The 21,706-nt window shown below is 63.8% G+C and carries 28 protein-coding genes; 18 read left to right on the top strand and 10 right to left on the bottom strand.

Going from position 1 to position 21,706, the window contains the following annotated elements:
* Positions 1 to 192: hypothetical protein (locus tag AAFM29_RS04270; RefSeq protein ID WP_341711575.1), on the bottom strand; the 192-nt coding region annotated here is incomplete at its 3' end.
* 57 nt (positions 193 to 249) lie between these two features.
* On the opposite strand from AAFM29_RS04270, the gene AAFM29_RS04265 reads away from it, so the two are divergent.
* On the top strand, positions 250 to 1,095 hold the full coding sequence (locus tag AAFM29_RS04265; protein WP_341711574.1) for a sterol desaturase family protein: 846 nt from the start codon (positions 250 to 252) through the stop codon (positions 1,093 to 1,095).
* 45 nt (positions 1,096 to 1,140) lie between these two features.
* Here the strand turns inward: AAFM29_RS04265 and AAFM29_RS04260 are convergent, their stop codons facing one another.
* From AAFM29_RS04260 to AAFM29_RS04250, 3 genes are read right to left on the bottom strand one after another with little or no spacing between them, the layout of a single operon-like run.
* A complete protein-coding gene (locus AAFM29_RS04260) occupies positions 1,141 to 1,935 on the bottom strand; it encodes an enoyl-CoA hydratase-related protein (RefSeq protein WP_341711573.1) in 795 nt (264 codons plus the stop codon).
* Between the two features lie 13 nt (positions 1,936 to 1,948).
* Positions 1,949 to 3,157, bottom strand: coding sequence for an aminotransferase class I/II-fold pyridoxal phosphate-dependent enzyme (locus AAFM29_RS04255; RefSeq protein ID WP_341711572.1), 1,209 nt, complete (start codon positions 3,155 to 3,157; stop codon positions 1,949 to 1,951).
* Positions 3,158 to 3,165: 8 nt separating this feature from the next.
* Entirely contained in the window at positions 3,166 to 3,408 is a 243-nt protein-coding gene (locus AAFM29_RS04250) for an acyl carrier protein (protein ID WP_341711571.1), read from the bottom strand.
* Between the two features lie 155 nt (positions 3,409 to 3,563).
* Between AAFM29_RS04250 and AAFM29_RS04245 the strand changes: the two genes are divergently transcribed.
* Entirely contained in the window at positions 3,564 to 4,133 is a 570-nt protein-coding gene (locus tag AAFM29_RS04245) for a Pycsar system effector family protein (RefSeq protein ID WP_341711570.1), read from the top strand.
* On the opposite strand, the gene AAFM29_RS04240 is transcribed toward AAFM29_RS04245, so the two are convergent.
* Positions 4,130 to 4,504, bottom strand: coding sequence for a response regulator (locus tag AAFM29_RS04240; protein WP_341711569.1), 375 nt, complete (start codon positions 4,502 to 4,504; stop codon positions 4,130 to 4,132). The two genes, AAFM29_RS04245 and AAFM29_RS04240, sit on opposite strands and share 4 nt — an antisense overlap.
* Positions 4,505 to 4,607: 103 nt before the next feature.
* On the opposite strand from AAFM29_RS04240, the gene AAFM29_RS04235 reads away from it, so the two are divergent.
* From AAFM29_RS04235 to AAFM29_RS04215, 5 genes are read left to right on the top strand one after another with little or no spacing between them, the layout of a single operon-like run.
* On the top strand, positions 4,608 to 4,844 hold the full coding sequence (locus tag AAFM29_RS04235) for a DUF3572 family protein (RefSeq protein WP_371830711.1): 237 nt from the start codon (positions 4,608 to 4,610) through the stop codon (positions 4,842 to 4,844).
* A complete protein-coding gene (locus tag AAFM29_RS04230) occupies positions 4,841 to 5,470 on the top strand; it encodes an HAD family hydrolase (protein WP_341711568.1) in 630 nt (209 codons plus the stop codon). Before AAFM29_RS04235 ends, AAFM29_RS04230 begins: the two co-directional genes overlap by 4 nt.
* On the top strand, positions 5,467 to 5,922 hold the full coding sequence (locus AAFM29_RS04225; RefSeq protein ID WP_341711567.1) for a RidA family protein: 456 nt from the start codon (positions 5,467 to 5,469) through the stop codon (positions 5,920 to 5,922). Before AAFM29_RS04230 ends, AAFM29_RS04225 begins: the two co-directional genes overlap by 4 nt.
* The gene (locus tag AAFM29_RS04220; RefSeq protein WP_341711566.1) at positions 5,897 to 6,664 is read left to right on the top strand and encodes a glycerophosphodiester phosphodiesterase family protein; all 768 of its coding nucleotides are present in this window, start codon (positions 5,897 to 5,899) and stop codon (positions 6,662 to 6,664) included. Before AAFM29_RS04225 ends, AAFM29_RS04220 begins: the two co-directional genes overlap by 26 nt.
* Positions 6,661 to 7,797, top strand: a complete 1,137-nt coding sequence (locus AAFM29_RS04215; protein WP_341711565.1) for a GNAT family N-acetyltransferase — start codon at positions 6,661 to 6,663, stop codon at positions 7,795 to 7,797. Before AAFM29_RS04220 ends, AAFM29_RS04215 begins: the two co-directional genes overlap by 4 nt.
* A gap of 7 nt (positions 7,798 to 7,804) precedes the next feature.
* Here the strand turns inward: AAFM29_RS04215 and AAFM29_RS04210 are convergent, their stop codons facing one another.
* Positions 7,805 to 8,134 (bottom strand): hypothetical protein, encoded by a 330-nt coding sequence (locus AAFM29_RS04210; protein WP_341711564.1) that lies wholly within the window; start codon positions 8,132 to 8,134, stop codon positions 7,805 to 7,807.
* Positions 8,135 to 8,444: 310 nt separating this feature from the next.
* On the opposite strand from AAFM29_RS04210, the gene dksA reads away from it, so the two are divergent.
* The 7 genes from dksA to kynU all read left to right on the top strand — a co-directional run bounded on the left by dksA (position 8,445) and on the right by kynU (position 13,949).
* Positions 8,445 to 8,879: an RNA polymerase-binding protein DksA gene (dksA, locus tag AAFM29_RS04205; protein ID WP_371830712.1), complete on the top strand. Its 435-nt coding sequence runs from the start codon at positions 8,445 to 8,447 to the stop codon at positions 8,877 to 8,879.
* 107 nt (positions 8,880 to 8,986) lie between these two features.
* Entirely contained in the window at positions 8,987 to 9,358 is a 372-nt protein-coding gene (locus AAFM29_RS04200; protein WP_341711562.1) for a PilZ domain-containing protein, read from the top strand.
* A gap of 45 nt (positions 9,359 to 9,403) precedes the next feature.
* Positions 9,404 to 10,861: an ABC transporter substrate-binding protein gene (locus AAFM29_RS04195; protein WP_341711561.1), complete on the top strand. Its 1,458-nt coding sequence runs from the start codon at positions 9,404 to 9,406 to the stop codon at positions 10,859 to 10,861.
* A gap of 5 nt (positions 10,862 to 10,866) precedes the next feature.
* Positions 10,867 to 11,286: a DUF4112 domain-containing protein gene (locus tag AAFM29_RS04190; protein ID WP_341711560.1), complete on the top strand. Its 420-nt coding sequence runs from the start codon at positions 10,867 to 10,869 to the stop codon at positions 11,284 to 11,286.
* A 35-nt stretch (positions 11,287 to 11,321) separates the two neighbouring features.
* Positions 11,322 to 12,113 (top strand): tryptophan 2,3-dioxygenase family protein, encoded by a 792-nt coding sequence (locus AAFM29_RS04185; protein WP_341711559.1) that lies wholly within the window; start codon positions 11,322 to 11,324, stop codon positions 12,111 to 12,113.
* On the top strand, positions 12,110 to 12,739 hold the full coding sequence (kynB, locus tag AAFM29_RS04180) for an arylformamidase (RefSeq protein WP_341711558.1): 630 nt from the start codon (positions 12,110 to 12,112) through the stop codon (positions 12,737 to 12,739). The genes AAFM29_RS04185 and kynB overlap by 4 nt, the downstream gene beginning before the upstream one ends.
* Positions 12,732 to 13,949 (top strand): kynureninase, encoded by a 1,218-nt coding sequence (kynU, locus tag AAFM29_RS04175; RefSeq protein ID WP_341711557.1) that lies wholly within the window; start codon positions 12,732 to 12,734, stop codon positions 13,947 to 13,949. Before kynB ends, kynU begins: the two co-directional genes overlap by 8 nt.
* A gap of 97 nt (positions 13,950 to 14,046) precedes the next feature.
* Here kynU and AAFM29_RS04170 read toward each other — a convergent pair whose 3' ends face one another.
* Positions 14,047 to 14,739 (bottom strand): hypothetical protein, encoded by a 693-nt coding sequence (locus AAFM29_RS04170; protein WP_341711556.1) that lies wholly within the window; start codon positions 14,737 to 14,739, stop codon positions 14,047 to 14,049.
* Between the two features lie 609 nt (positions 14,740 to 15,348).
* Complete coding sequence (locus AAFM29_RS04165) at positions 15,349 to 15,957, bottom strand: HNH endonuclease (protein ID WP_341711555.1); 609 nt, start codon at positions 15,955 to 15,957, stop codon at positions 15,349 to 15,351.
* Between the two features lie 116 nt (positions 15,958 to 16,073).
* On the opposite strand from AAFM29_RS04165, the gene gluQRS reads away from it, so the two are divergent.
* Genes gluQRS through AAFM29_RS04145 form a run of 4 tightly spaced genes read left to right on the top strand, consistent with a single transcriptional unit; the run spans position 16,074 to position 18,684 of the window.
* Positions 16,074 to 16,916: a tRNA glutamyl-Q(34) synthetase GluQRS gene (gluQRS, locus tag AAFM29_RS04160; protein ID WP_341711554.1), complete on the top strand. Its 843-nt coding sequence runs from the start codon at positions 16,074 to 16,076 to the stop codon at positions 16,914 to 16,916.
* Between the two features lie 9 nt (positions 16,917 to 16,925).
* Complete coding sequence (locus tag AAFM29_RS04155; RefSeq protein WP_341711553.1) at positions 16,926 to 17,156, top strand: hypothetical protein; 231 nt, start codon at positions 16,926 to 16,928, stop codon at positions 17,154 to 17,156.
* A gap of 16 nt (positions 17,157 to 17,172) precedes the next feature.
* Positions 17,173 to 17,751: a cob(I)yrinic acid a,c-diamide adenosyltransferase gene (locus tag AAFM29_RS04150; RefSeq protein ID WP_341711552.1), complete on the top strand. Its 579-nt coding sequence runs from the start codon at positions 17,173 to 17,175 to the stop codon at positions 17,749 to 17,751.
* A 60-nt stretch (positions 17,752 to 17,811) separates the two neighbouring features.
* Positions 17,812 to 18,684, top strand: coding sequence for a 3-hydroxyacyl-CoA dehydrogenase NAD-binding domain-containing protein (locus AAFM29_RS04145; protein WP_341711551.1), 873 nt, complete (start codon positions 17,812 to 17,814; stop codon positions 18,682 to 18,684).
* Between the two features lie 12 nt (positions 18,685 to 18,696).
* Here AAFM29_RS04145 and AAFM29_RS04140 read toward each other — a convergent pair whose 3' ends face one another.
* Together AAFM29_RS04140 and mutS are read right to left on the bottom strand one after the other, a co-directional pair.
* Positions 18,697 to 19,047 (bottom strand): hypothetical protein, encoded by a 351-nt coding sequence (locus AAFM29_RS04140; RefSeq protein WP_341711550.1) that lies wholly within the window; start codon positions 19,045 to 19,047, stop codon positions 18,697 to 18,699.
* A gap of 26 nt (positions 19,048 to 19,073) precedes the next feature.
* Complete coding sequence (gene mutS / locus AAFM29_RS04135) at positions 19,074 to 21,698, bottom strand: DNA mismatch repair protein MutS (protein ID WP_341711549.1); 2,625 nt, start codon at positions 21,696 to 21,698, stop codon at positions 19,074 to 19,076.
* Between the last annotated feature and the right edge of the window lie 8 nt (positions 21,699 to 21,706).

Genomic DNA, 21,706 nt, shown 5'->3' with positions numbered 1-21,706 from the left:
GACCGAGCCTTCCTCGATCAGCCAGAAGCCATCCGCCTTGTCGCCGCGCTGCTGGATCAGCTGCCCGTCGTCGAACTGGCGCAGCGCTGCGCTGCGGATCAGGTGCACCTGCAGGGCAGGGTCAAGCGCCTCGAACAGCATCGGGGTAGCCAGCGAACGCCGAGTCGTGACAGAATGTAAAGAATTGGACATTCTTTCTCCCTCGTAAACGTTACATCGCGAATCGACAATATTTCACGGGAGGGAAAAATGTCCGGCTCGACCATTGCCATCGTCGCCGTCTACCTCGGCTTCGCGCTGCTGGAGCTGCGGCATTCCAACCTGTTCCGCAAGGAAGAGCAGACCCGCGATGACGGTATCGTCGAGGCGGTGAGCATGACCCTGCTGCTGGCGGTGACCCAGCCCACCGTGCTGCTCGCCGCGGGCGCGCTCGCCAACTGGATCGCGCCGCAATATGCCGGTGCGCTGGCGGGCCTCAATATCTTCGCCGCGATCGGCCTGTTCCTGATCCTCGACGACATGATGCAATATTGGTGGCACCGTGCGAGCCATTCGACCCATTGGCTCTACAACCTCCACCGGGCGCATCACAATGCGAAGTACATGAGCGTCCGCCTCGTTTACCGGAACAACATCATCTATTACGCGCTGATGCCCAGCCTGTGGTTCGCCGGCGTGCTGATTTGGCTGGGTCTTGGCTGGGTCTATGCCGGCTACATCGTGGTCAAGCTGCTGGTCATCACCGGCGCCCATTCGGACGTTGCCTGGGACAAGCCGCTCTATGCCATCAAGTGGCTTTCGCCGGTGATGTGGGTGGTGGAACGGACCATCTCGACCCCGGCGACGCACCATGCCCACCACGGCCGCCATGCCGACGACCCGGCGGTTCACTACAAGGGCAATTACGGAAACCTGCTGTTCTTCTGGGACGTGCTGTTCGGAACGGCCAAGATCACGCGCACCTTCCCCAAGAGCTATGGCGTGGAAAACCTCGCCCCGGCGACGCTCGGCCAGCAGCTGCTGTGGCCGATCTTCCCGGAGAACAAGGTGATTGCGGAACCAGTTGGAGAGGGGACGGCGCCAAGCGCCGCCTAAGGGGTGCCCGGCCGGGGTCTGGGGAGAACCCGGCCGGCGCATTCCCTAACGGTCGCGGTAGTCGGGGCGGCGCTTGTCGAGGAAGGCGCGCTGCGCCTCCAGTGCGTCGGCGGTCTGGCTCAGCATCACCTGCTGCCGATCCTCGATCGCCAACGCGGCCTCGAAGCCCGGCGCATCGATATTGCGGTTGAGCGCATCCTTGCTCAGCCGCAGCCCCATCGGGGCGGTCTGCAGCATATCATCGACGATTTCCGACGCAGCCGCATCGAGCTCCTCCGGCTCGACCACCGCGCTGACGAAGCCTGAGGTGAGCGCGCGGTCGGCATGGATGAACCGCCCGGTGAGGATCATCTCGCTCGCGAGCGACGACCCGACTAGCCGCGGCAGGAAATAGCTCGAGCCCATGTCGCAGCCGCCCAGCCCGATCTTGATATAAGCGGCGTTCATACGGAAATCGGGAGTGCAGAAGCGGATGTCGCTCGACAGCAGCAACGACAGCCCGCCACCGCAGGCCGCGCCCTGCGCCAGCGCGATGATCGGTTGCGGGCAGCTGCGCATCAGCTGCATCACCGTGGCGATGGCGCGCTGTGTCCGCCAGGTATGGTGGACCGCGCCTTCATTGCCGGTGTTCTTCCAGCTTCCGAGGTCGAGTCCTGCGCAGAACGCCCGACCTGCGGCCTTGAGGATCACGATGCGCACGTCGGTCCGCTCGTGCAGCCCGCGGAAATAATCCTGCAGGGCATAGATCAACGCCTCGTCCATGGCGTTGAGCCGTTCGGGCCGGTTCAGCGTGACCGTCTCGACCGCACCCTCGCAATGGATCAGGATCGGTTCGGTCACGCTAGGTCTCCGGTCAGATGATGCCGACTGCCTTGCCGGCCTCTTCGAAGATTCGCAGGATCTCGCCTACTTCCCCTTCGGTGTGCTCGGCACAGAGCGAGCAGCGCAGCAGCGTCATGTTGGCGGGTGTCGCCGGTGGGCGAGCGAGGTTGACGTAGAGGCCGCCCTTGATCAGCGCCTCCCACATGGCCGCGCCGCGTTCGAGATCGGGCATGATCACCGCGATGATCGCGCTCTGCGGTTCATCGGTGCCGAGCTGGAAGCCGAGATCGCGCAGGCCCTTGTGCAGCGTCTTCGAGTTCTCCCACAAATGCGCGCGCTTGTTCGAACCGTGCATCAGCTTGCGGATGCTGGTTTCCGCAGTCGCGACCACGCTGGGCGGGAGCGAGGCGGTGAAGACATAGGGGCGACAGACGAGGCGCATGATCTCGAACTTGGGATGGTTCGAGACGCAGAAGCCGCCGACCGTGCCGACGCTCTTGGAGAAGGTGCCGATGATGAAATCGACGTCGTCGATGCAGCCGGCCTGTTCGCACACGCCGCGGCCGTTGTCACCGATGAAGCCCATCGAATGCGCTTCGTCGACCAGCACCATCGCGCCGTATTTCTTCGCCACCGCGACCATTTCGGCCAGCGGGGCGATGTCGCCGAGCATCGAATAGACGCCTTCGAGCACGACCAGCTTGCCCGCGCCCTCGGGGATACGCCGCAGGCGCTTTTCCATCGCCTCGATGTCATTGTGCTTGAACGGCACCACTTCGGCATCGCCCATCTTGCAGCCGTCCCAGATGCTGGCGTGGCTGTCGATGTCGAGCACGATGTAATCGCCCTTGCCGGCGATGGTGCTGATGATCCCGAGATTTGCCTGGTAGCCGGTCGAGAAGACCATGGCATGGTCCATGGCGTAGAAGTCCTTGAGCGCCTGCTCGACTTCCTTGTGACCCTGGTAGGTGCCATTGAGCACGCGGCTGCCAGTGGTGCCCGAACCGAAATCGGCCAGCGCCTGCTTGCCTGCCTCGACCACGTCGGGGTCGAAGGTCATGCCCATGTAGTTGTACGTGCCGAGCAGGATCGTCTCGCGCCCGTTGCAGATCGCACGGGTCGGCGAGAGGACCTTTTCCATCACCAGGTTGAACGGGTCTTCCTGGCCCGATGCGAGCAGGCCTTCGCGCAGGGCGATGATACCGTCGAACTTGCTGAACAGGTCCGGCGGGCTGGTCATGTCGTGCATCACTCGGCCTGCAACTTGGTGACGGCGTCGACGAGTTGGCCGTAATTCTCGATCTCGGCCTGCTGGTTCATGCTGATGATGATGTCGAATTCGTCTTCGATGGCGGCGACGAAGTCCATCACCGTCAGGCTGTCGAACTCGAGATCGTTGGCGAAGGTGGTGGCATCGGTCACCTCGGCGCCCTTCTTGTTGAAGGGCTCGATCAGCGAACGGATGGTTGTATCGACTTCGGCGCGGTCCATGGCGGTGCGTTCCAATCCTTGTGTGGCGCGGCAGGGGTACTGCGCCGCGCATGCATGCCGTCGCAAAGCGGCGAATAGGCATGCTTGTCAAGCGCGGGCCGTAATGGCAAGTTTCGGCAAAGGTCGCAAACGTCTGTTCCAGCGGGGAAAAGCCGATGAGCGATTCAGCACGTGCAGAGCCGGTTGCGGCCGATGAATCGGATGCTGATCCAGCTCCGGTGAAGAAGACCTATTCGAGCAATGCCATCCACCTGATGCGCACCGCGCAGATGAGCACGCTCAAACTATCTCAGATGGCCGATCAAAAGGCTTCGATCCTGCTTGGTGCAACCTTCCTGGTCTTCTCGCTGTCGGTCAGCCGCGCGTTGAGCGGGGAGATGCCGATTTCGCTGATGATCCTCGCCGGCTTCTCCTTCGCCAGTTCGCTGTGTGCGGTGATGGCGGTCCTGCCCAAGGTCGGTCGGCCGACGGGCAAGATCAAGAATGCCAATCTGCTGTTCTTCGGTCACTTCACCTGGATGGACGAGGAGGAATGGCAGGATCAGCTGCTCGAAACGCTTGAAACGGACGAGACCGTGTTCCGCACCATGGCGCATGACATGTACCAGAACGGCCAGGTGCTGGCGGGCAAGAAATACCGCTTCCTTGCGCTCGCCTACAAGATGTTCATGACCGGCCTGTTCCTGACGCTGACCGTCTTCGCGATCGAGACGCTGGTGAGCTAGGCTTCGGCCGGCAGAAGCGCGCGCACCGCCGCCATGAAGGGGCCGATCGAGACCGGCTTGGCGAGATAGTCCGCCGCGCCCGCATCGCGAATCCGTTCTTCATCGCCCTTGCCGGCATAGGCAGTCACCGCCAGCACCGGGATGGCTTCAAGCGCGGGTTCGGCCTTGAGCTGGGCGATCAGGTCGATCCCGCTGACATTGGGCAGCTGGATGTCCATAATCACCAGATGTGGTACGAATCGCTTGGCTGTAGCCAGCACGTTCTGACCGTCGGCCACGGGCACGACTTCATAGCCGTTTGCCTTCAGCACGTCGCAGAACAGTTTCCGGTTGAGATCGTTGTCCTCGACAACGAGGATTCTCTTTGCCACGTGCTGGCCTCCCTGGCTTGAGATCGGCCCATATGGAAAACGAGGGGAACTGACAATTATTCGCGAAGCATCGCCATCAGGAACCGAAACCCGCGCGCCAGAGGTGCTGGCGCTCGAAGCGCTCGGCTGGGCGCTGGCCGACCCAGCGCGGGCGGAACGCCTGCTCTCGCTCACGGGGCTGACGCCTGACCGGTTGCGCCACGGGATCGAGGATCGCGCAGTGCAGGCGGCGGTGCTCGAATTCCTCGCGAATCACGAGCCCGACCTGGTGCTTGCGGCCGATGCGCTCGATACGACGCCCACCGCCCTGATCGCCGCCAGCAGGGAGCTTGCCCGATGAGCCGCCCCCTGATCATCTCTGACTGTGACGAAGTGCTGCTCTACATGGTGGCGCCGTTCCGCGACTGGCTGGCTGAAACGCAGGGCGTCGATTTCCACATGGTCGGCAATGATTTCGCCCATGCGCTGCGCTGGCAGGAAAGCGGTGAGGTGCTGGCGCCCGAGGATATCTGGAAGAAGCTGCGCGGTTTCTTCGATACCGAAATGCATCGCCAGACGCCGATCGCGGGCGCGGTCGACGCCATGGCCAAGCTGGCCGAGCACGCCGATGTGGTGGTGCTGACCAATCTTGCTGACCACCATCGCGAGATGCGCTTCGAACAGCTGGCCGGCCACGGGATCGACACACGCGTTTTCACCAACCAGGGTCCCAAGGGCCCGGCGCTGCAGAACATCGTCGCCGAATATGCGCCAAGCCGCACCTTCTTCATCGACGATCTTGCCCAGCATCACCGCTCGGCCCGCGAGGTTGTCGGCACCATCACAACGCTTCACCTCTGCGGCGAACCCCTGCTGGCCCCGGTGATCGACTGCGCGCACAAATCCGGCCATGCCGACGCGCGGATCGATAGCTGGGACGAGGCGCTGCCCTGGCTGATGCGCCAACTCGAAAAGGAAACGACATGAGCATTCACGACCGCCTGCGGGCGCACGGCATAACCCTTCCCAAGGCGGCGGCGCCCGTCGCCAGCTACGTGCCGGTCGTGGTCGACGGCCACACCGCCTATGTTTCGGGTCAGTTGCCTTTCGTCGACGGCCAGCTGGTAACCGGCAAGCTGGGGGATTCGGTTACGCTCGAACAAGGTCAGCAGGCCGCGCGCGCATGCGGGCTGATGATCCTTGCCCAGCTTGAGGCGGCCGGCTTGCTCGAGCGCGTTTCGCATATGGTGAAGCTGGGCGGATTCGTTGCCTCGACACCCGATTTCACCGACCAGCCGAAGGTCGCCAACGGCGCCTCCGACCTGATGGTCGAAGTGTTCGGTGATGCGGGCAAGCATGCGCGCAGTGCGGTGGGCGTGCCTGTCCTGCCGCTCGACGCCGCGGTCGAGGTCGATGCGATCGGTGCTCTCAAGGCTTGACCGGGTCTTCGCGCCGTCGCCCGATCCCGCGCGGGTCGGCTGGCTGCGCGAGTGGACTTATGCCCATCGCGGCTTGCATGACGGGGTGCGTGTCGAAAACTCGCCCGCGGCCTTCCGCGCCGCCGTGGAGGCGAGGTTAGGGATCGAATGCGACATCCAGCGTAGCAGCGACGATGTCCCGATGGTCTTCCACGACTGGGACTTTGCACGCCTGCTCGGCAGGCCGGATCGGGGCAACGAGGTTCCGGCGCAGGATTGGCGGCAATTGCGCTATGCCAGCGGAGATGCCCCCATCGATCTTGGCGAGCTGCTGGGGATCATCGACGGGCGCGTCCCGCTGCTGATCGAGGTCAAATCGAAGCAGCACTATGACGTCGCGCTGACCTGCCGCCGTGTGGTCGACGCGCTGGATGGCTATGCCGGCCTGCATGCCGTGATGAGCTTCGACCCGCGTGTCTCGCGTTGGCTGCGGCGCCACTCGCCCGCGACGGTCCGCGGCCTTGTCATGCGCGACGACGATAAGGGCCACACTCAAAGCAACCTCGCCCGCCATCTCGCGCTATGGGCGGCGCGGCCCGATTTCCTTGCCTATCATGTCCAGGCATTGCCTAGCCCGATGGTCGCAGCGGCCCGGGCGAATGGCATGCCGATCCTGACCTGGACCGTGAACTCTCCCGAAACGCGCGAGCGGGCCATGCAATACGCCGATGCGCCGATCGCCGAGGGAGCGGGCCTACCATGAGCGACGGGGGCCTTGCTGCGCGTGTCGGCGGGTCGGTCGGTGCCTTTGATCGCGAGGAATGGAATGCGCTGGCGGGCGCGGACAATCCCTTCGACAGCCACGAATTCCTCACCGCGCTCGAAGATTCGGGCAGCGTCGGGCCGGGCACCGGCTGGCAGCCGACCCCGCTGGTGATCAGCGAGGAGGGCGGTCCGCTGCTTGCCGCCATGCCCGCCTATCTCAAGGGGCACAGCCAGGGCGAATATGTCTTCGATCACAGCTGGGCCGATGCCTTCGAACGGGCAGGCGGGCGGTATTATCCCAAGCTCCAGATCGCCGCGCCGTTCACCCCCGCCACGGGCCCGCGGCTGCTCCTGTCCGACCAGAACTACGCCAGGCCCCTCTTGGCAGCAGCCGAGCAGCTATGCCTGCAGAATGGCTTCTCCTCGGCCCACGCGACCTTCATCGAGCCTACACAGGTCCCGCTGTTCGAGGCGGCGGGCTGGCTGCTGCGCTCGGATATCCAGTTCCATTGGCTCAACCGCGGCTACGCCACCTTCGACGATTTCCTCGCCACGCTGTCTTCTCGAAAGCGCAAGGACCTGCGCAAGGAGCGCGCCGCCGCGCAGGACCAGGTAGAGATCGTCAGGCTGTCGGGAAGCGCGATCCAGCCTGAACATTGGGACGCCTTCTGGCACTTCTACCAGGATACCGGCGCACGCAAATGGGGGCACCCCTACCTGACGCGCGAGGCCTTCGACCTGTTCGGCGAGCGGATGGGAGAACGGATCCTGCTGGTACTGGCGTTGCAGGATGATGAGCCGATTGCCGGCGCGCTCAACTTCATTGGCAGCGATGCGCTCTACGGCCGCTATTGGGGCTGTACCCGCGACATCCGCTTCCTGCATTTCGAGCTGTGTTACTACCAGGCGATCGATGCGGCGATCGAGCTGGGCCTCTCGAGAGTAGAGGCTGGAGCACAGGGCGGGCACAAGCTCGCCCGCGGTTATGAACCGGTGGAGACGGTATCGGCACACTGGATCGCCGATCCCGGATTTCGCGAGGCAGTTGCCGATTTCCTCGAGCGCGAACGCGCAGGCGTGGCCATGGACCGCAACTACCTCGAACGGCGCACCCCTTTCAGGAAGGGGTGAGCCGGGATCAGGCGGCCTTGCGCTGTCCCTCGGCGAGCCATTCGCGTGCCCGGCGCTGCGCTTCGGCAATCTCGCGGGCAGTCATTTCGTCCGAAACGTCGGACCGGCACCATGCGGCCTCTTCATGGCCCTTGGACGCGGCGATGTTGAACCACTTGTGCGCTTCGATGAAATCGGCGGTGACACCATGGCTGCCTGTCGAGAAGGCAACCCCGAGATCGTAGAGCGCATCAACGCTGCCCTGCACATAGGCTGCGAGACATTCGGAGACGAGCATGGCGGCTGCTTCGCCCTGGATGATGACACCTGCGCCGCCCTGGATAGAACTGAATGACATTTCAAACCCCCCATTGGATCCGGCCATTCCCCTGCCGGACAACCAAGAGGTCGCTTTTTATGGTCAACAAATAGTTAACGATGGAGAGAAATATGCCGAAGCCCTCGGAATCGGGTGCGCTCGCGCAACGCATTGGGGATCAACCAGCGATTCAAGGGGATTGCCGCTTGTGCCGCTCGTAGGGCTTGCTTATAGGCCGCGCGCAGCGGGAAGCTTGAGTGCCGGAAATATCCGGGCTTGCGGGCGAAGCAACCTGTCGACGCGACTTATTTTGTGAGAGGGTCGAATGGCCGCAACGGCTACGAGCGACATGGAAAAACTGGCCAAGGCCCGCGCGGCGGTTGGCGACAACTATACTCCCGGCGAAGACGAAGAGTATATGAACGAGCGTCAGCTCAACTACTTCCGCATGCTGCTGCTTGATTGGAAGAAGTCGATCCATGACGCTGCGGGACAAACGCTCCAATCGCTGCAGGATGGCCCGATCCGCGAGCCGGATCTTAACGATCGCGCATCGTCGGAAACCGACTGGGGGATCGAGCTGCGCACCCGCGATCGCCAACGCAAGTTGATCGCCAAGATCGATTCCGCACTGCGCCGGATCGACGCCGGAGAGTACGGATTCTGCGAGGTTACGGGCGATCCGATCGGTCTCAAGCGCCTGATCGCGCGGCCCGTAGCAACCATGACCGTGGAAGCGCAGGAAGCGCATGAAAGGCGCGAAAAGATCTCTCGCGACGATTAACGCGTTTACCCTTTTCTTAAGGAATGATCCCCTAATCTGGTGCGAACCTCGTCCATGAGATTGCATGGTCAGGTCGGTCTGAAACGTCAGGGGAGACAAGTGCCACAATGTCTGCGGTAGACACACGCAATGTCAGCCGTGACAGCCTGTTCCTGTTTGCGGAACTGGCTTTCGATGGGCGGGTGGGCCTTGTCCGCGCCAAGGTGCGCAATCTTTCGGCCGGGGGCATGATGGCCGAAAGCGGTGTGGCTGCGGGCCGCGGTGAACGAATCACCGTCAGGTTGCGCAATATCGGTGAAGTGAGAGGTACCGTGGCCTGGGTGCACGGTAACCGCTTCGGAATTGCCTTCGATTGCGAAATCGACCCGCAACTGGCGCGCGCACCGGTAAGTGCGGGCGACAATGCAGCCTCACGTTACCCCAGACCAGGTACGGGCATTTATCCTGCCGCCAGCGGACACGGATTGCGCCCGCTCTGAAAACTGGAGGCTGACGCCTCCGCCAAGCCCTGCTAGTCGGGCCGCATGCGTTTCGCCGCTGCCCTCCTGCTTGCACTTGCAACTGCCGCTTGTGGCGGCAGCGTTGACGATGGCGTGGTCGACGTGGCTTTCATCGCCACGCCTGACGAGCTCAAGACCGACAGCCTGAGGCTGGATTTCGCTGGTCAGCACTTGCGCGGCGCAACAGCCCAGGGTCTCGTCGCTCTCGACGCGTCGGGCGCTGTCGTCCCGGCGGTCGCCGAGCGTTGGATCGTCACCGATGACGGTTCGAGCTATATCTTCCGCATTCACGAATATGATTTGCAGAATGGTGGCCGACTGACTGCACAGGCCGTTCGCGACAGTCTCAGGCGCACCTTGCTGCGGCTCAAGGGTACCTCGCTCGGCCTCGATCTCGCCAAGGTGCGCGAAGTGCGCGCAATGACCGGCCGCGTGATCGAGATTCGCCTGACCAGCCCGATGCCAGACCTGCTCCAACTGCTGGCCCAACCCGAACTGGGGCTGGTCATAGACAAGCGGCAGCTTGGGCCCATGCGGCTGTCGACCGAGGATGCGGTGATGGTGCTCGATGCCCAACCCCCCGAAGCGCGCGGCCTGCCGAGCCAGCCCGGGTGGGAAGATGCGGTTACCCGGGTGCGCGTCTATGCCGAAAGCGCGCAGGATGCGACCGAAGGCTTTGGCGAGGGGCAGTTCGACCTGGTCCTGGGGGGCACAATCTCGACCTTGCCGCTCGCCGACACCGGGCCATTGACGCGCGGAACCATCCGGCTCGATGCGGCGCTCGGCCTGTTCGGCCTCGATGTGCAGAAGCCGACCGGCTTCCTCGGCACTTCGGAGAACCGCGAAGCGCTGGCCATGGCGATCGACCGGGCGAATCTTCTGAAGACCTTCAATATCGGCGGCTGGATCCCAACCACGCGGGTGGTTGCGCCCGGCCTGCCAGGTGACAGCGGTACGGTTTCCGAACGCTGGACCGATCTCGATCTTGGCGAGCGGCAGGCCCGCGCCCAATCGCGGGTTGCGCAATGGCGCGCCGGTCGCGGACCGCCGCGGGTCTCGATCGGCTTGCCGGATGGCCCAGGCTCGGACCGCCTCTTTGCCGCCCTGGCGCGTGATTTCGCCGTCATCGGCGTATCGGCATCTCGTGCGCCTGATCCTGCGAAGGCCGACCTGGTGCTGCGCGACAGGGTAGCCCGCTTCGGCGCGGCGACCTGGTTCCTCAACCAGTTCAATTGTCGCGTGTCGAAAGTGGTCTGTGCGGAAGGGACCGACTACCTCGTCGGCCTGGCGAACGAGGCCAAGGATCCGGCAGAAGAGGCGTCCTACCTGGCAGAGGCCGAACAGGCCTTCACCGCGACAAATCTCTATATTCCGCTCGGCGCACCGATCCGCTGGTCGCTGGTACGCGGCGATATCGGCGAGTTCCTGGAGAACCGCTGGAACATCCATCCCTTGTTCCCGCTGTCGCGCGCCCCCATTTAGAGGGCATGGTCGAACAGACTTCCCGAGCCCGCCCCATGGGCATCGAACTGCCAATCGGGACCGACGCGGTTTCGGTTCGCAAGCGTATCGAAGCGATGGAGCAATTGCTCGAACGCAGCTTCGTCCTGCCTGGAACCCGCTATCCGATAGGGCTCGACTCGGTGGTCGGCCTGGTCCCGGTGGTGGGCGATTTCATCGCCGCGGCAATGGGCGCCTATATCGTGTGGGAGGCCCGCAATCTGGGTCTGCCGAAATGGAAGTTGTGGCGCATGGCGGGCAATGTCGCCTTCGACACCGCGCTCGGCGCGGTGCCGTTGGTGGGCGATGCCTTTGACCTTGTCTTCCGTTCGAACAGCCGCAACCTCAAGATCGTCAAGAAGCATCTCGACAAGCATCATCCGCACACCCGCGTGATCGAGGGGTAGTTTCATCAGTGACGATTGCGCGCTAGTGCATGCACATGGCGCAAGACGTTACCTATGGTTCCTATCTCGACCTCGATCGCATCCTCGCGGCGCAGCACCCCGCATCCGATGCGCATGACGAGATGCTGTTCATCATCGTCCACCAGGCCAGCGAGCTCTGGCTCAAGCTGTGCATCCACGAATTGCTGGCGGCGCGCGAATGCATCGTGGCGGATCGCTTGCGCCCGGCCTTCAAGATGCTCGCCCGCGTGGCGCGCGCGCAGGGGCAACTGATCCAGAGTTGGGACGTGCTCAGCACGATGACCCCGCACGACTATTCGACCATCCGCCCGCATTTGGGCAAGTCGAGCGGCTTCCAGAGCGCGCAATACCGGATGATGGAATTCCTCCTCGGCGGGCGGAAGCCGAAGATGGTGGAGATGCACGAGGCAACTCCCGCCGTGGCAGCGGAGCTACGCGCCGAACTGACCCGCAAGAGCATCTATGCGGAAACCGTGGCGTTGCTCGCCCGGCGCGGCTTCGCGATCCCGCAGGAAGTGCTCGACCGCCCGGTGGGCGAACCCTGGGCGCATTCGCCCGAGGTCGAAGTGGCCTGGGCCGAGATCTATCGCGACCCCCAGGAACACTGGGATCTCTATGAATTGGCGGAAAAGCTGGTCGATCTCGAGTACCATTTCCAGCGCTGGCGCTTCGGTCACCTCAAGACCGTCGAGCGGATCATCGGCTTCAAGACCGGGACCGGCGGGACCCCCGGCGTGCCCTACCTCGAAGGCGTGCTGAAGGCGGCCTTCTTCCCCGAACTGCTCAGCGTCAGGACCGCGATATGAGCCGTATCTGGGACATCTCCCAGACACTTGGCCCGGGCCTGCCGGTATGGCCGGGCGACACCGAATTCGCCTTCGACCGTAGCTGGCGGATGGAGGATGGCTCGCCGGTCAATGTCGGGCGGATGACCATGTCGACCCACTCGGGCACCCATGGCGATGCGCCGCTGCACTATGCCGCCGACGCAGCGGATATCGCGAGCGTTTCACTCGATCCCTATCTCGGCGAGTGCCTGGTTGTCGACGCGCGGCATGCCACTGGCGTGGTGCGGGTGGACGACCTGCCCGACCTTGGCGGGGCGACACGCGTGTTGCTGCGTACATTCGATATCTTCCCGCATGAACATTGGGTCAGCGGTTTCACTGCGATCGACGCGCAAGCGATCGAATGGCTGGCTGCGCAGGGCGTGGCGCTGATCGGCACTGATGCGCCTTCGGTCGACCCGCAGGACTCGAAGACCATGGACGCGCACAAGGCGGTGCTTCGCAACGGCATGCGTATCCTCGAAGGACTGGTGCTCGATGGCGTGCCAGCGGGTCGATACGAACTGATCGCGCTGCCGCTCAAGATCGCGGGTGGCGATGCCGGGCTGTGCCGGGCGATCCTGCGCGAGCTGCCCGATGCTTGAGCGTGCCCGCACGCTCGACGCGGGCGATCCGCTGGCGGGCTATCGCGAGCGGTTCGATCTGCCTGAAGGGGTGATTTACCTCGACGGGAATTCGCTTGGCGCGCTTCCGAAGGCGACGCCGAAGAGGCTGGCTGAGGTCGCGCGTGACGAATGGGGCGAAGGGCTGATCCGCAGCTGGAATTCGGCCGACTGGATCGACCTTCCGCATCGCGTCGGCGCGAAGATCGCACCGCTGATCGGGGCTGCTGCGCATGAGGTGATTGCCAGCGATTCGACCAGCGTGAACCTGTTCAAACTGATCGCGGCGGCGCTTGCCCTGCGCCCCGGGCGCAAGACCATCCTCAGCGAACCGGGCAATTTCCCGACCGATCTCTACATGATCGAAGGTCTCGAAAGGCAAGGCCTGGCCCAGCGCCGGCTGGCTACACGCGATGCGATGGCAGACGCGATCGACGAAGACGTCGCGCTGCTCATGCTGACGCATGTGCACTACAAGACCGGCGCAATCTTCGACATGGCTGCACTGACCACCGCGGCCCATGCCAAGGGTGCGCTGGTACTTTGGGACCTGTCCCATTCAGGCGGGGCGCTGCCGGTCGACCTCAATAGCTGCAACGCCGATTTCGCGGTTGGCTGCGGCTACAAATACCTCAACGGCGGACCGGGCGCCCCGGCCTATCTGTTCGTCGCGGAGCACCTGCAACAGGCGGTAGAACAGCCGCTCACCGGCTGGATGGGCCATGCGGCGCCCTTTGCCTTCAGCGACGATTACACGGCAGCTCCCGGGATAGGGCGGATGCTCTGCGGCACCCCGCCGATCCTCGGCCTGTCCGCGCTCGAAGTGGGTGTCGACCTTATCGCCGAGATCGGGATCGAGCGGCTCTACGCGAAATCGCAGCGGCTTTCGGAATTCTTCCGCCAATGCCTGTCCGAACTGGGGATCGAGCTCGAACTCGTAAGCCCGACCGACCCGACGCGGCGCGGTAGCCAACTCTCCTTCCGTCATCCGGAAGCCTATGCGATCTGCCAGGCGCTGATCGCTCGCGGCGTGATCGGCGACTTCCGCGATCCCGACATCCTGCGCTTCGGCTTTGCCCCTGCTTACCTGCGCTTCGAGGATATGGCGGAGGCCGCACGGCATCTGTCGGAGGTCCTGGTCAGCGGCGAATGGCAGCGTGCAAAGTTCCGCGAACGCGCGGCGGTAACGTAGTGTAAACTCTGCAAGAGTCGCGAGATATGGCTATTCGGCACAACGGTTATGCCAGAACTCCGATCAAACCCTGAACGGCGGCTCCGCCATTCTTCGCTCACATGATATTCGCGTGGAGGGCCATGGCGCCGTAAAGGACGTCTCCCCCGGACGAGGTGAGTTCGAATACGAACACCGCGCCCGCTCCCCCCTTCCCGAGTACATTCTTTTCGTTGCTGACGAGTCGCCCAACGATCTGCCCGCTAAGGCCTGTGCCGGAGAACGTCACGGAAGAGAAATTCGCGCTGCCGCCGACGAGCTCGACGTTGGCCGTTACCGTGCCGACGTCAGTCGAGGTGCCATCGGCGTAGTCGCCAAATGGGTTGGCGCGCGCTTCGATATCGGCCGTCAGGACCCCTTTCCCCGAGGCGAAATCCATCTTGAGCCCTACCCGACTTTCATACAGCCGCTTCTGCTGGCCGCCAATTACGCCGAAGCCATCGATGATTCCAAAGTAGTCGATGACCTGCCCTGATGGGAGCGATGGCGGTGCCAGTCCCACTGCGAAGAAGCAAAGTGCCGAGGTGTTGTAGAGCCCCTGCGTCGCGAAGGTCTGGTTTTGCTGGGATAGCAATAGCTCGCCCTGCTGTGCATTGGAGTAGCGGACGTAAACCGAATTGGGGGGAGTGCGCTTGTCGACGGCGGCCCAGGCCGAGCCGCCAAACCCATTCACATCGGTCGAGAACGAGTCCTGAGCCAGAAAAGAAATCTCGATCTGGTTGTCGATCTTGGTCTTCGTAATCGTCCCCAAGCCGGTCACGAAACCTTCTGCCGATTGAGTGACCGCTCCGTCCGAGCAAGCCAGCGGGCCGACAAGCTTGTCTCCAATCTGTGCGCCGCCCAGTGAAGGCTCGTTACTTGGAGAGGGGGTAGGCGACGGAGTCGGCGAGGGCGAGGGACTTGGGCTCGATGAAGGCGTTGGGGTGGATCCGGTAGGTGGCGGGCTTTGCCCGTCTCCCCCTCCGCAGCCAGTGAGGCCGAGCGATGCGAAAGCTACAACATAGACGGCAGTAGACTGCACAAGGCGGGTCATGCGCATTTTGCTGTCCTCCCCCCAATACAAGGGCTCCTGACATATTTTGCGCGGTTTGCATTGTACCATGCCGCCAATGGGAAGGGGCGCCCGAAATGTAATCCTGGAACGAATGGAAACCCTCGTCGCTGCTGCCTGTCTGCAACAGCTTCCCGACAGGCTGACTAGCCTTCAGATTGCGTGAGATGACCAATGCATTCCATGGTGTGTTGATTCTGGAATGAGACAGATTGACCTTCAGGGATCACATCAAGCCTATAGTATTTAGAAGAAAGCTGCGGAATCGGCACTTTCCCAACACCGCGGCCGGTGCTCCATCCCGGTGCGCTATTCTTCCAGCTCGATGTCCCAGTAGAGCCAGTCGCGCCAGGTTTCGTGGAGGTAGTTGGGCGGGAATTGCTTGCCGTGCTGCTGCAGCTGCCAATGCGTCGGGCGGATCGGCTGGGTGTAGAGGTGCATGCCGGCCTGCTTGGGCGTGCGGCCGCCCTTCTTCATGTTGCAGGGTGCGCAGGCGGTGGCGATGTTCTCCCAGGTGGTCTTGCCGCCCAGGCGGCGGGGGAGGACGTGGTCGAAAGTGAGGTTGTGCATGTCGCCGCAGAACTGGCAGCTGAAGCGATCGCGCAGGAACACGTTGAAGCGGGTGAAGGCCGGGAATTCGCTGGGCTTCACATATTGCTTCAGCGCGATCACGCTGGGGATCTTCATGTCGAGCGAGGGCGAATGGACTTCCCGATCATAGGTTGCGATCACGTCGACCCGGTCGAGGAAGATAGCCTTGATCGCGGTTTGCCACGGCCACAGGCTCAGGGGGTAATAGGACAGTGGAGTGTAGTCAGCATTCAGAACGAGCGACGGACACGACTGCAGCTTGCGCGTCGGGTCCTCCTCGGTACTTCGAAACCGGGCAGCTCTTTCAATCAGTTCGGCCTTGAACACCTTGTGCGTTCCTCCCTGATGTCAGTGAAAATGCACTTGCACGGGGAAGCGTCAAGACTGTTACAGACAGGCTATCCACAAGGTTATCCGCCAGATCACGCACAGGACCGCCCGATTTGACTGTTACCCGCTTTGCCCCCAGCCCCAACGGACCGCTGCATCTAGGGCATGCCTATTCGGCGGTCATCGCGCATGATCGGGCGAAGGAATGGGGTGGCCGCTTCCTGCTGCGGATCGAGGATATCGACGGTGCCCGCTCGCGGCCCGAATTGGCCGAGGCCTTTCGCGAAGACCTCGCCTGGCTCGGCCTGACTTGGGAAGACGTACCTGCGCAATCCACCCGGCTGGCCAGCTATGACGCGGCGGCACGCAACCTGCTCGAACGCGGCCTGCTCTATCCCTGCACCTGTACCCGTGCGGAGATCGAAGCGCTCGAGCCGCATCTCGGACCCGAGGGGCTGGTCTATCCCGGGACCTGCCGCGATCGGCCAATTGACCCCACGCGCCCGGCTGCGCTGCGGCTCGATATCGAGCGTGCGCTGGCGCAAGTTGGCGAGGTCTGGTGGGATGACGAGATCGCCGGCCGCGTCCTGGCTGACCCGCGCGAAGCTGGTGACGTGGTGATCGTGCGCAAGGATGCACCGGCAAGCTATCACCTCGCGGTGACGCTGGACGATGCAGCGGATGGGGTGACTGTGGTGACGCGCGGGCAGGACCTGTTTCCTGCGACCGGCGTGCACCGCTTGCTCCAGGCCCTGCTCGGCCTGCCCGTCCCCCGCTGGTACCACCATGGCTTGCTGATGGGTGAAGACGGCAAGAAGCTCGCCAAGAGCCGCCGCTCGGGCGAGCGTGGCTACGGGCTGGCGGAGCTGCGCAGTTCAGGGGTGGATGGGCGCGCACTCGCCGACCGGCTGAGGTGCGGTGATTTCCCTGCTGGCATTACGCTGGCGAGCGCCTAGATTGGGGCCATGACAACTTTCCTCATCATCGTCCTCGTCGTGCTGATGGCGCTTGTCGTCTATTCGCTGGTACGCGGCATCGTCGCTTTCCTGCAAAGCACCAAGGTGGACCTCGAAAGCGGCGAACAGGTCGACGCGACCGAGATGCAGCTCCTCCAGACCCGCATGCTGGTCAACCGCATCAAGTTCCAGGCGCTGGCGATCGTGGTGGTCGCGGTGATCCTCGCGATCGCAAACTGACCGCGCGCGGCCGCAGATGGTCAAGCTCAACAAGATCTACACCCGTACCGGTGACGACGGGACCACCGGCCTTGTCGACGGTTCGCGGCTGGCCAAGCACGCGCCGCGCATGGAAGCGATCGGGGCGGTGGACGAGGCAAATAGCGCGCTGGGCCTCGCCGTGGTTGCCCTGGCCGGGACAGAGCATGTGGCTCCGCTGGTGCGGATCCAGAACGACCTGTTCGACCTTGGTGCGGACCTGGCCACCCCGGCGGGCGAGAGTGAGGACTTCGCGCCCTCCGAAATGGTCCTGCGGGTCGTTGCGGCGCAGGTCGAATGGCTGGAACGGGCGATCGACGCAGCGAATGAGCGGCTCCAGCCGCTGACCAGCTTCGTCCTGCCTGGCGGGAGCGAGGTTGCGGCGCGATTGCATGTCGCACGTGCGGCGGCGCGCCGGGCAGAACGGGCGATGACCGCGATGGCTGCGGACGTGCCGACCAATCCGCAAGCGCTGGCCTATATCAACCGCCTGTCGGACTATCTCTTCGTGCTGGCACGGGTGGCGAACAGCGATGGGGCCGATGACGTGAAGTGGATTCCCGGCGCTAATCGCTAGCCACGCCGCCTCTCGCTCGCTAAGCCGCGCGCTTTGCTGCATGTGCGAAGGAATTTCTCGATGACCAAGACGATCGCCATCATCGGCGCAGGGCAGATGGGATCGGGCATCGCCCAGACCGTCGCCGGGCACGGCATGGATGTGCTCTTGGCGGACGTCAGCCTCGAAGTGGCGCAGAAGGCGCATGCCGGTATCGACAAGGCGCTGGGCAAGCTCGTCGGTCGCGGCAAGATGGAGATCGCCGAGGCCGAGGCGACGCTCAAGCGCATCACTCCGGTTGCCGACTACGCGCCGATGAAGGACGCCGACCTCATCATCGAGGCCGCGACTGAGAAGGAAGAGATCAAGAAGGCGATCTTCCACAAGGCGGGCGAGTTCCTGTCGCAAGGCGCGATCATGGCTTCGAACACCAGTTCGATCCCGATCACCCGCATGGCCAATTACTCACCCGATCCGGCGCGCTTTATCGGGCTGCACTTCTTCAATCCGGTGCCCGTGATGGGCCTGATCGAGGTTATTCCCGGGCTCGCCACTGCGAAGGAAACTACCGACCGGACGGTCGCCTTTGCCGAAGGCCTGGGCAAGGAAGTGGTGTTGAGCCAGGACGAACCCGGCTTCGTCGTGAATCGCATCCTGCTGCCGATGATCAACGAAGCGATCTTCGTGCTTGGCCAGTCGACCGCGGGGATCGAGGATATCGACAAAGGCTGCCGGCTTGGTCTCAACCACCCGATGGGCCCGCTGCAGCTGGCCGACTTCGTTGGGCTCGATACCTGCCTCGACATCATCATGGTGCTCTACAAGACGACCCGTGACGCCAAATATCGCCCGGCGCCGCTCTTGGTGAAATATGTCGAGGCCGGTTGGCTCGGGCGCAAGTCCGGCCGCGGGTTCTATGATTACTCGGGTGAGGTGCCGGTCCCGACCCGTTGACCGGCGTAGCGGCTACTGGACCAGCGGTTCGGTGCTGACTGCGGGCACGGTGTCGTTGATCAGGTGGCTTTCGTCGACCGGTTCCGGCTCGACCGGCTCGACGGGGCCGGCTTCCGCATACCAGTCGGCCAGTGCCGGGTCCTGCTGCGGCCGCGACTGAACTCGCGCCGCTTGCGGGAGTGGTGCGGACGCCTGCTGATTGTGTCCGGAATCCTGGGCGACGAGTCCGTTGGCTCCATCTTCGCCCACCTGGGCGATGACTCCAGGATCGTCCTCGCCGCCAATCAACATGGCGACCCCCCACAGGAAAATCCCGACCAGCATGAGCTTCTTGCCCTGGTTGGTAAACAGACCGTCTTCCATGATTGGCGACCATAGGACGTTGGCAGTTAATGCTTCGTTGAGCTCGCCTCGGCCTTGAGTTCGTAAAGCCTTTCGAGCGCTTCGCGCGGCGTCAAGGAGTCGATGTCGATCGCTTCGAGCGTCTCGCGCAAGCCGTCGCGCCGCGGTTCCTCCGCTTGCACGCTCGCCGCGAATAGCGGGAGGTCACCCAGTCCCGCCGCGATCCCGCCGGTTTCGGCGCGGGCCTTCTCGAGCTTGTCGAGTACCGCCCTGGCGCGCTTTAATACGGGCTGGGGGACCCCTGCCAATCGCGCGACATCGAGGCCATAGCTCCGGTCTGCGGCACCCACAGCCAACTCGTGCAGCAAGACCAGATCGCCCTTCCACTCGCGCGCGCGGACGTGGTGCAGGCTCAGCGCCTCGCAACTGTCGGCGAGGCGGCTGAGTTCGTGATAGTGCGTGGCGAAGAGGCAGCGGCAGCGCAGCTGCTCGTGCACTGCCTCAACCACCGCCCAGGCGAGCGCCATTCCGTCGAAGGTCGAAGTGCCGCGCCCGACTTCGTCGAGGATCACGAAGCTACGCTCGGTTGCCTGGCTGAGGATCGCGGCGGTTTCGACCATCTCGACCATGAAGGTCGACCGACCCCGAGCGAGATTGTCCGATGCGCCGACGCGGCTGAACAGGCGATCGGCTATACCCACCCGTGCACTTGCCGCAGGGACATAGCTTCCCGCCTGCGCCAGCAAGAGGATCAGCGCGTTCTGGCGCAGGAAGGTCGATTTGCCGCCCATGTTCGGCCCGCCGATCAGCCACAGCCTGTCGTCGAAGCGCAGCGAACAATCGTTCGCAACGAAGCGCTCACCCCCTCGAGCCAGCGCCTGTTCGACCACCGGGTGGCGCCCTCCGGTCACCTCAAGACGAGGCTCGTCGAGAACTTCGGGGCGGCACCAGTCACCTTCGGCGGCACGTTCCGCCAGTGCCGCGGAAACGTCGATCCGCGCCAAAGCGGCTGCAGTCGCGGCAATCGCCTCGCGCGCGGCAACGACTTCGCCGACCAGTTCTTCGAAATGCGCCTCTTCCGCAGCAAGCGCGTGGCCGCCCGCTTCGGCGATGCGGCTCGCTTCTTCATGCAGGCCGAGCGAGTTGAAGCGCACGGCACCAGCCATGGTCTGGCGATGGGTAAAGCCGCTGTCCGCCGCCATAAGCTTGTCGCCGTGCTTGGCGGGCACTTCGATGAAATAGCCCAGCACCTTGTTATGCTTGATTTTCAGCGACGGAGTGCCGGTTTCCTCGCGGTACTTGGCCTCCAATGCGGCAATCGCGCGGCGGGCGTTGCCGCTGGTTTCGCGCAAGGCATCGAGCGCGTGGTCGTAGCCAGCTGCGATAAACCCGCCCTGTTGGCGCTCGGTCGGCGGTGAGGGGACCAGCGCACGCGCCAGGTGGTCGACGAGCGCCGCATGGCCGCCGAGTGCGCCGATCATGGATTGGAACAGGCCGGGAAGGTCGGGGCTGGCGGACAGCATGTCCCTCACGCGCCGTGCTTCGCTCAGGCCGTCGCGAATCTGCCCAAGATCGCGGGGGGAACCGCGTCCCGCGACCAACCGGCCCAGCGCACGCCCGATGTCGGGCGCCTGGCGCAGTACCGCGCGCAGGTCAGCGCGCAGCAGCGGATCGGCATGGAAATGATGCACCGCTGCCAAACGCGCCTCGATGGCGTCGCGATCCGCCAGCGGGGCCGATAGATCGTCGGCCAATTGCCGCGCACCGGCACCGGTAACGCAGCGATCGACGCAGGCGATGAGGCTTCCCGCGCGGCCGCCGCCTTGCGCTTCGAGGATCTCCAGGCTTGCGCGGGTGGCGGCGTCCATCGCCAGATGTGCGCCCGAACCGCGCGCTACCGGGGGCAGCAGGAATGGCAGATTTCCGCGTCCGGCGTGTTCGAGATAGGCGACAAGGCCAGCCGCGGCCGCCAGCATGGGGCGGGTGAAAGTGCCCAGCCCGTCCAGCGTGGCCAGGCCGTGGATCGCCTTGAGGCGTGCCTCGCCGTCATCGCTGCGGAAATCGCTGCGCGGCCGCGCGATCGTGCCTGACGGCGCGTTGTCCCAATCATCGGGGCCAACCACCTCGCTTGCACCCAGCCGCGCAAGAGCTGCATCGAGCGCCGGGGGTGCGCATTCCTCCAGCTCCATTCGCCCGGTCGAGATATCGCAGGCGGCCAGCCCGATGCCGTCGCGTACCGGGGCAACCGTGACCAGCAGGTTTGCCCGACGGGGTTCGAGCAAGGCCTCTTCAGTCAGCGTGCCCGCGGTAACGAAACGCACGATGTCGCGTGCCACCAGGGCCTTGGATGATGGCAGGCCTTCGCGCTTGGCCCTTGCCTTGGCTTCCTCGGGCGTCTCGACCTGTTCGGCAATGGCGACGCGGCATCCCGCCTTGATCAGCCGCGCGAGATAGCCTTCGGCGGCATGCACGGGCACGCCGCACATCGGCACCTTGTCCCCGCCGTGTTCGCCGCGGCTGGTCAGCGCGATATCGAGCACGCCCGAAGCCACCTTCGCGTCATCGAAGAACAGTTCGAAGAAATCGCCCATGCGATAGAACAGCAACGCGTCGCCTGCCTCGCGTTTGAGCGCGAGATACTGCTGCATCATCGGTGTGGGCTGATTGGCCATGCTACCAG

It is taken from the genome of Erythrobacter sp. (genome assembly GCF_038133525.1).
Classification (GTDB): Bacteria; Pseudomonadota; Alphaproteobacteria; order Sphingomonadales; family Sphingomonadaceae; genus Qipengyuania.
The sequence above is the reverse complement of the archived record's forward strand: the minus strand, read 5'-3'. Positions and strand labels throughout refer to the sequence as shown.

Bases quoted from the DNA above. Each gene is read 5' to 3' on its own strand.
- AAFM29_RS04265 (WP_341711574.1), top strand. From the start codon at position 250: ATGTCCGGCTCGACCATTGCCATCGTCGCCGTCTACCTCGGCTTCGCG.
- AAFM29_RS04255 (WP_341711572.1), bottom strand. From the start codon at position 3,157: ATGACCAGCCCGCCGGACCTGTTCAGCAAGTTCGACGGTATCATCGCC.
- AAFM29_RS04250 (WP_341711571.1), bottom strand. From the start codon at position 3,408: ATGGACCGCGCCGAAGTCGATACAACCATCCGTTCGCTGATCGAGCCC.
- AAFM29_RS04245 (WP_341711570.1), top strand. From the start codon at position 3,564: ATGAGCGATTCAGCACGTGCAGAGCCGGTTGCGGCCGATGAATCGGAT.
- AAFM29_RS04230 (WP_341711568.1), top strand. From the start codon at position 4,841: ATGAGCCGCCCCCTGATCATCTCTGACTGTGACGAAGTGCTGCTCTAC.
- AAFM29_RS04225 (WP_341711567.1), top strand. From the start codon at position 5,467: ATGAGCATTCACGACCGCCTGCGGGCGCACGGCATAACCCTTCCCAAG.
- AAFM29_RS04220 (WP_341711566.1), top strand. From the start codon at position 5,897: ATGCGATCGGTGCTCTCAAGGCTTGACCGGGTCTTCGCGCCGTCGCCC.
- AAFM29_RS04215 (WP_341711565.1), top strand. From the start codon at position 6,661: ATGAGCGACGGGGGCCTTGCTGCGCGTGTCGGCGGGTCGGTCGGTGCC.
- AAFM29_RS04210 (WP_341711564.1), bottom strand. From the start codon at position 8,134: ATGTCATTCAGTTCTATCCAGGGCGGCGCAGGTGTCATCATCCAGGGC.
- dksA (WP_371830712.1), top strand. From the start codon at position 8,445: ATGGAAAAACTGGCCAAGGCCCGCGCGGCGGTTGGCGACAACTATACT.
- AAFM29_RS04200 (WP_341711562.1), top strand. From the start codon at position 8,987: ATGTCTGCGGTAGACACACGCAATGTCAGCCGTGACAGCCTGTTCCTG.
- AAFM29_RS04195 (WP_341711561.1), top strand. From the start codon at position 9,404: ATGCGTTTCGCCGCTGCCCTCCTGCTTGCACTTGCAACTGCCGCTTGT.
- AAFM29_RS04190 (WP_341711560.1), top strand. From the start codon at position 10,867: ATGGTCGAACAGACTTCCCGAGCCCGCCCCATGGGCATCGAACTGCCA.
- AAFM29_RS04185 (WP_341711559.1), top strand. From the start codon at position 11,322: ATGGCGCAAGACGTTACCTATGGTTCCTATCTCGACCTCGATCGCATC.
- kynB (WP_341711558.1), top strand. From the start codon at position 12,110: ATGAGCCGTATCTGGGACATCTCCCAGACACTTGGCCCGGGCCTGCCG.
- kynU (WP_341711557.1), top strand. From the start codon at position 12,732: ATGCTTGAGCGTGCCCGCACGCTCGACGCGGGCGATCCGCTGGCGGGC.
- AAFM29_RS04155 (WP_341711553.1), top strand. From the start codon at position 16,926: ATGACAACTTTCCTCATCATCGTCCTCGTCGTGCTGATGGCGCTTGTC.
- AAFM29_RS04150 (WP_341711552.1), top strand. From the start codon at position 17,173: ATGGTCAAGCTCAACAAGATCTACACCCGTACCGGTGACGACGGGACC.
- AAFM29_RS04145 (WP_341711551.1), top strand. From the start codon at position 17,812: ATGACCAAGACGATCGCCATCATCGGCGCAGGGCAGATGGGATCGGGC.
- AAFM29_RS04140 (WP_341711550.1), bottom strand. From the start codon at position 19,047: ATGGAAGACGGTCTGTTTACCAACCAGGGCAAGAAGCTCATGCTGGTC.
- mutS (WP_341711549.1), bottom strand. From the start codon at position 21,698: ATGGCCAATCAGCCCACACCGATGATGCAGCAGTATCTCGCGCTCAAA.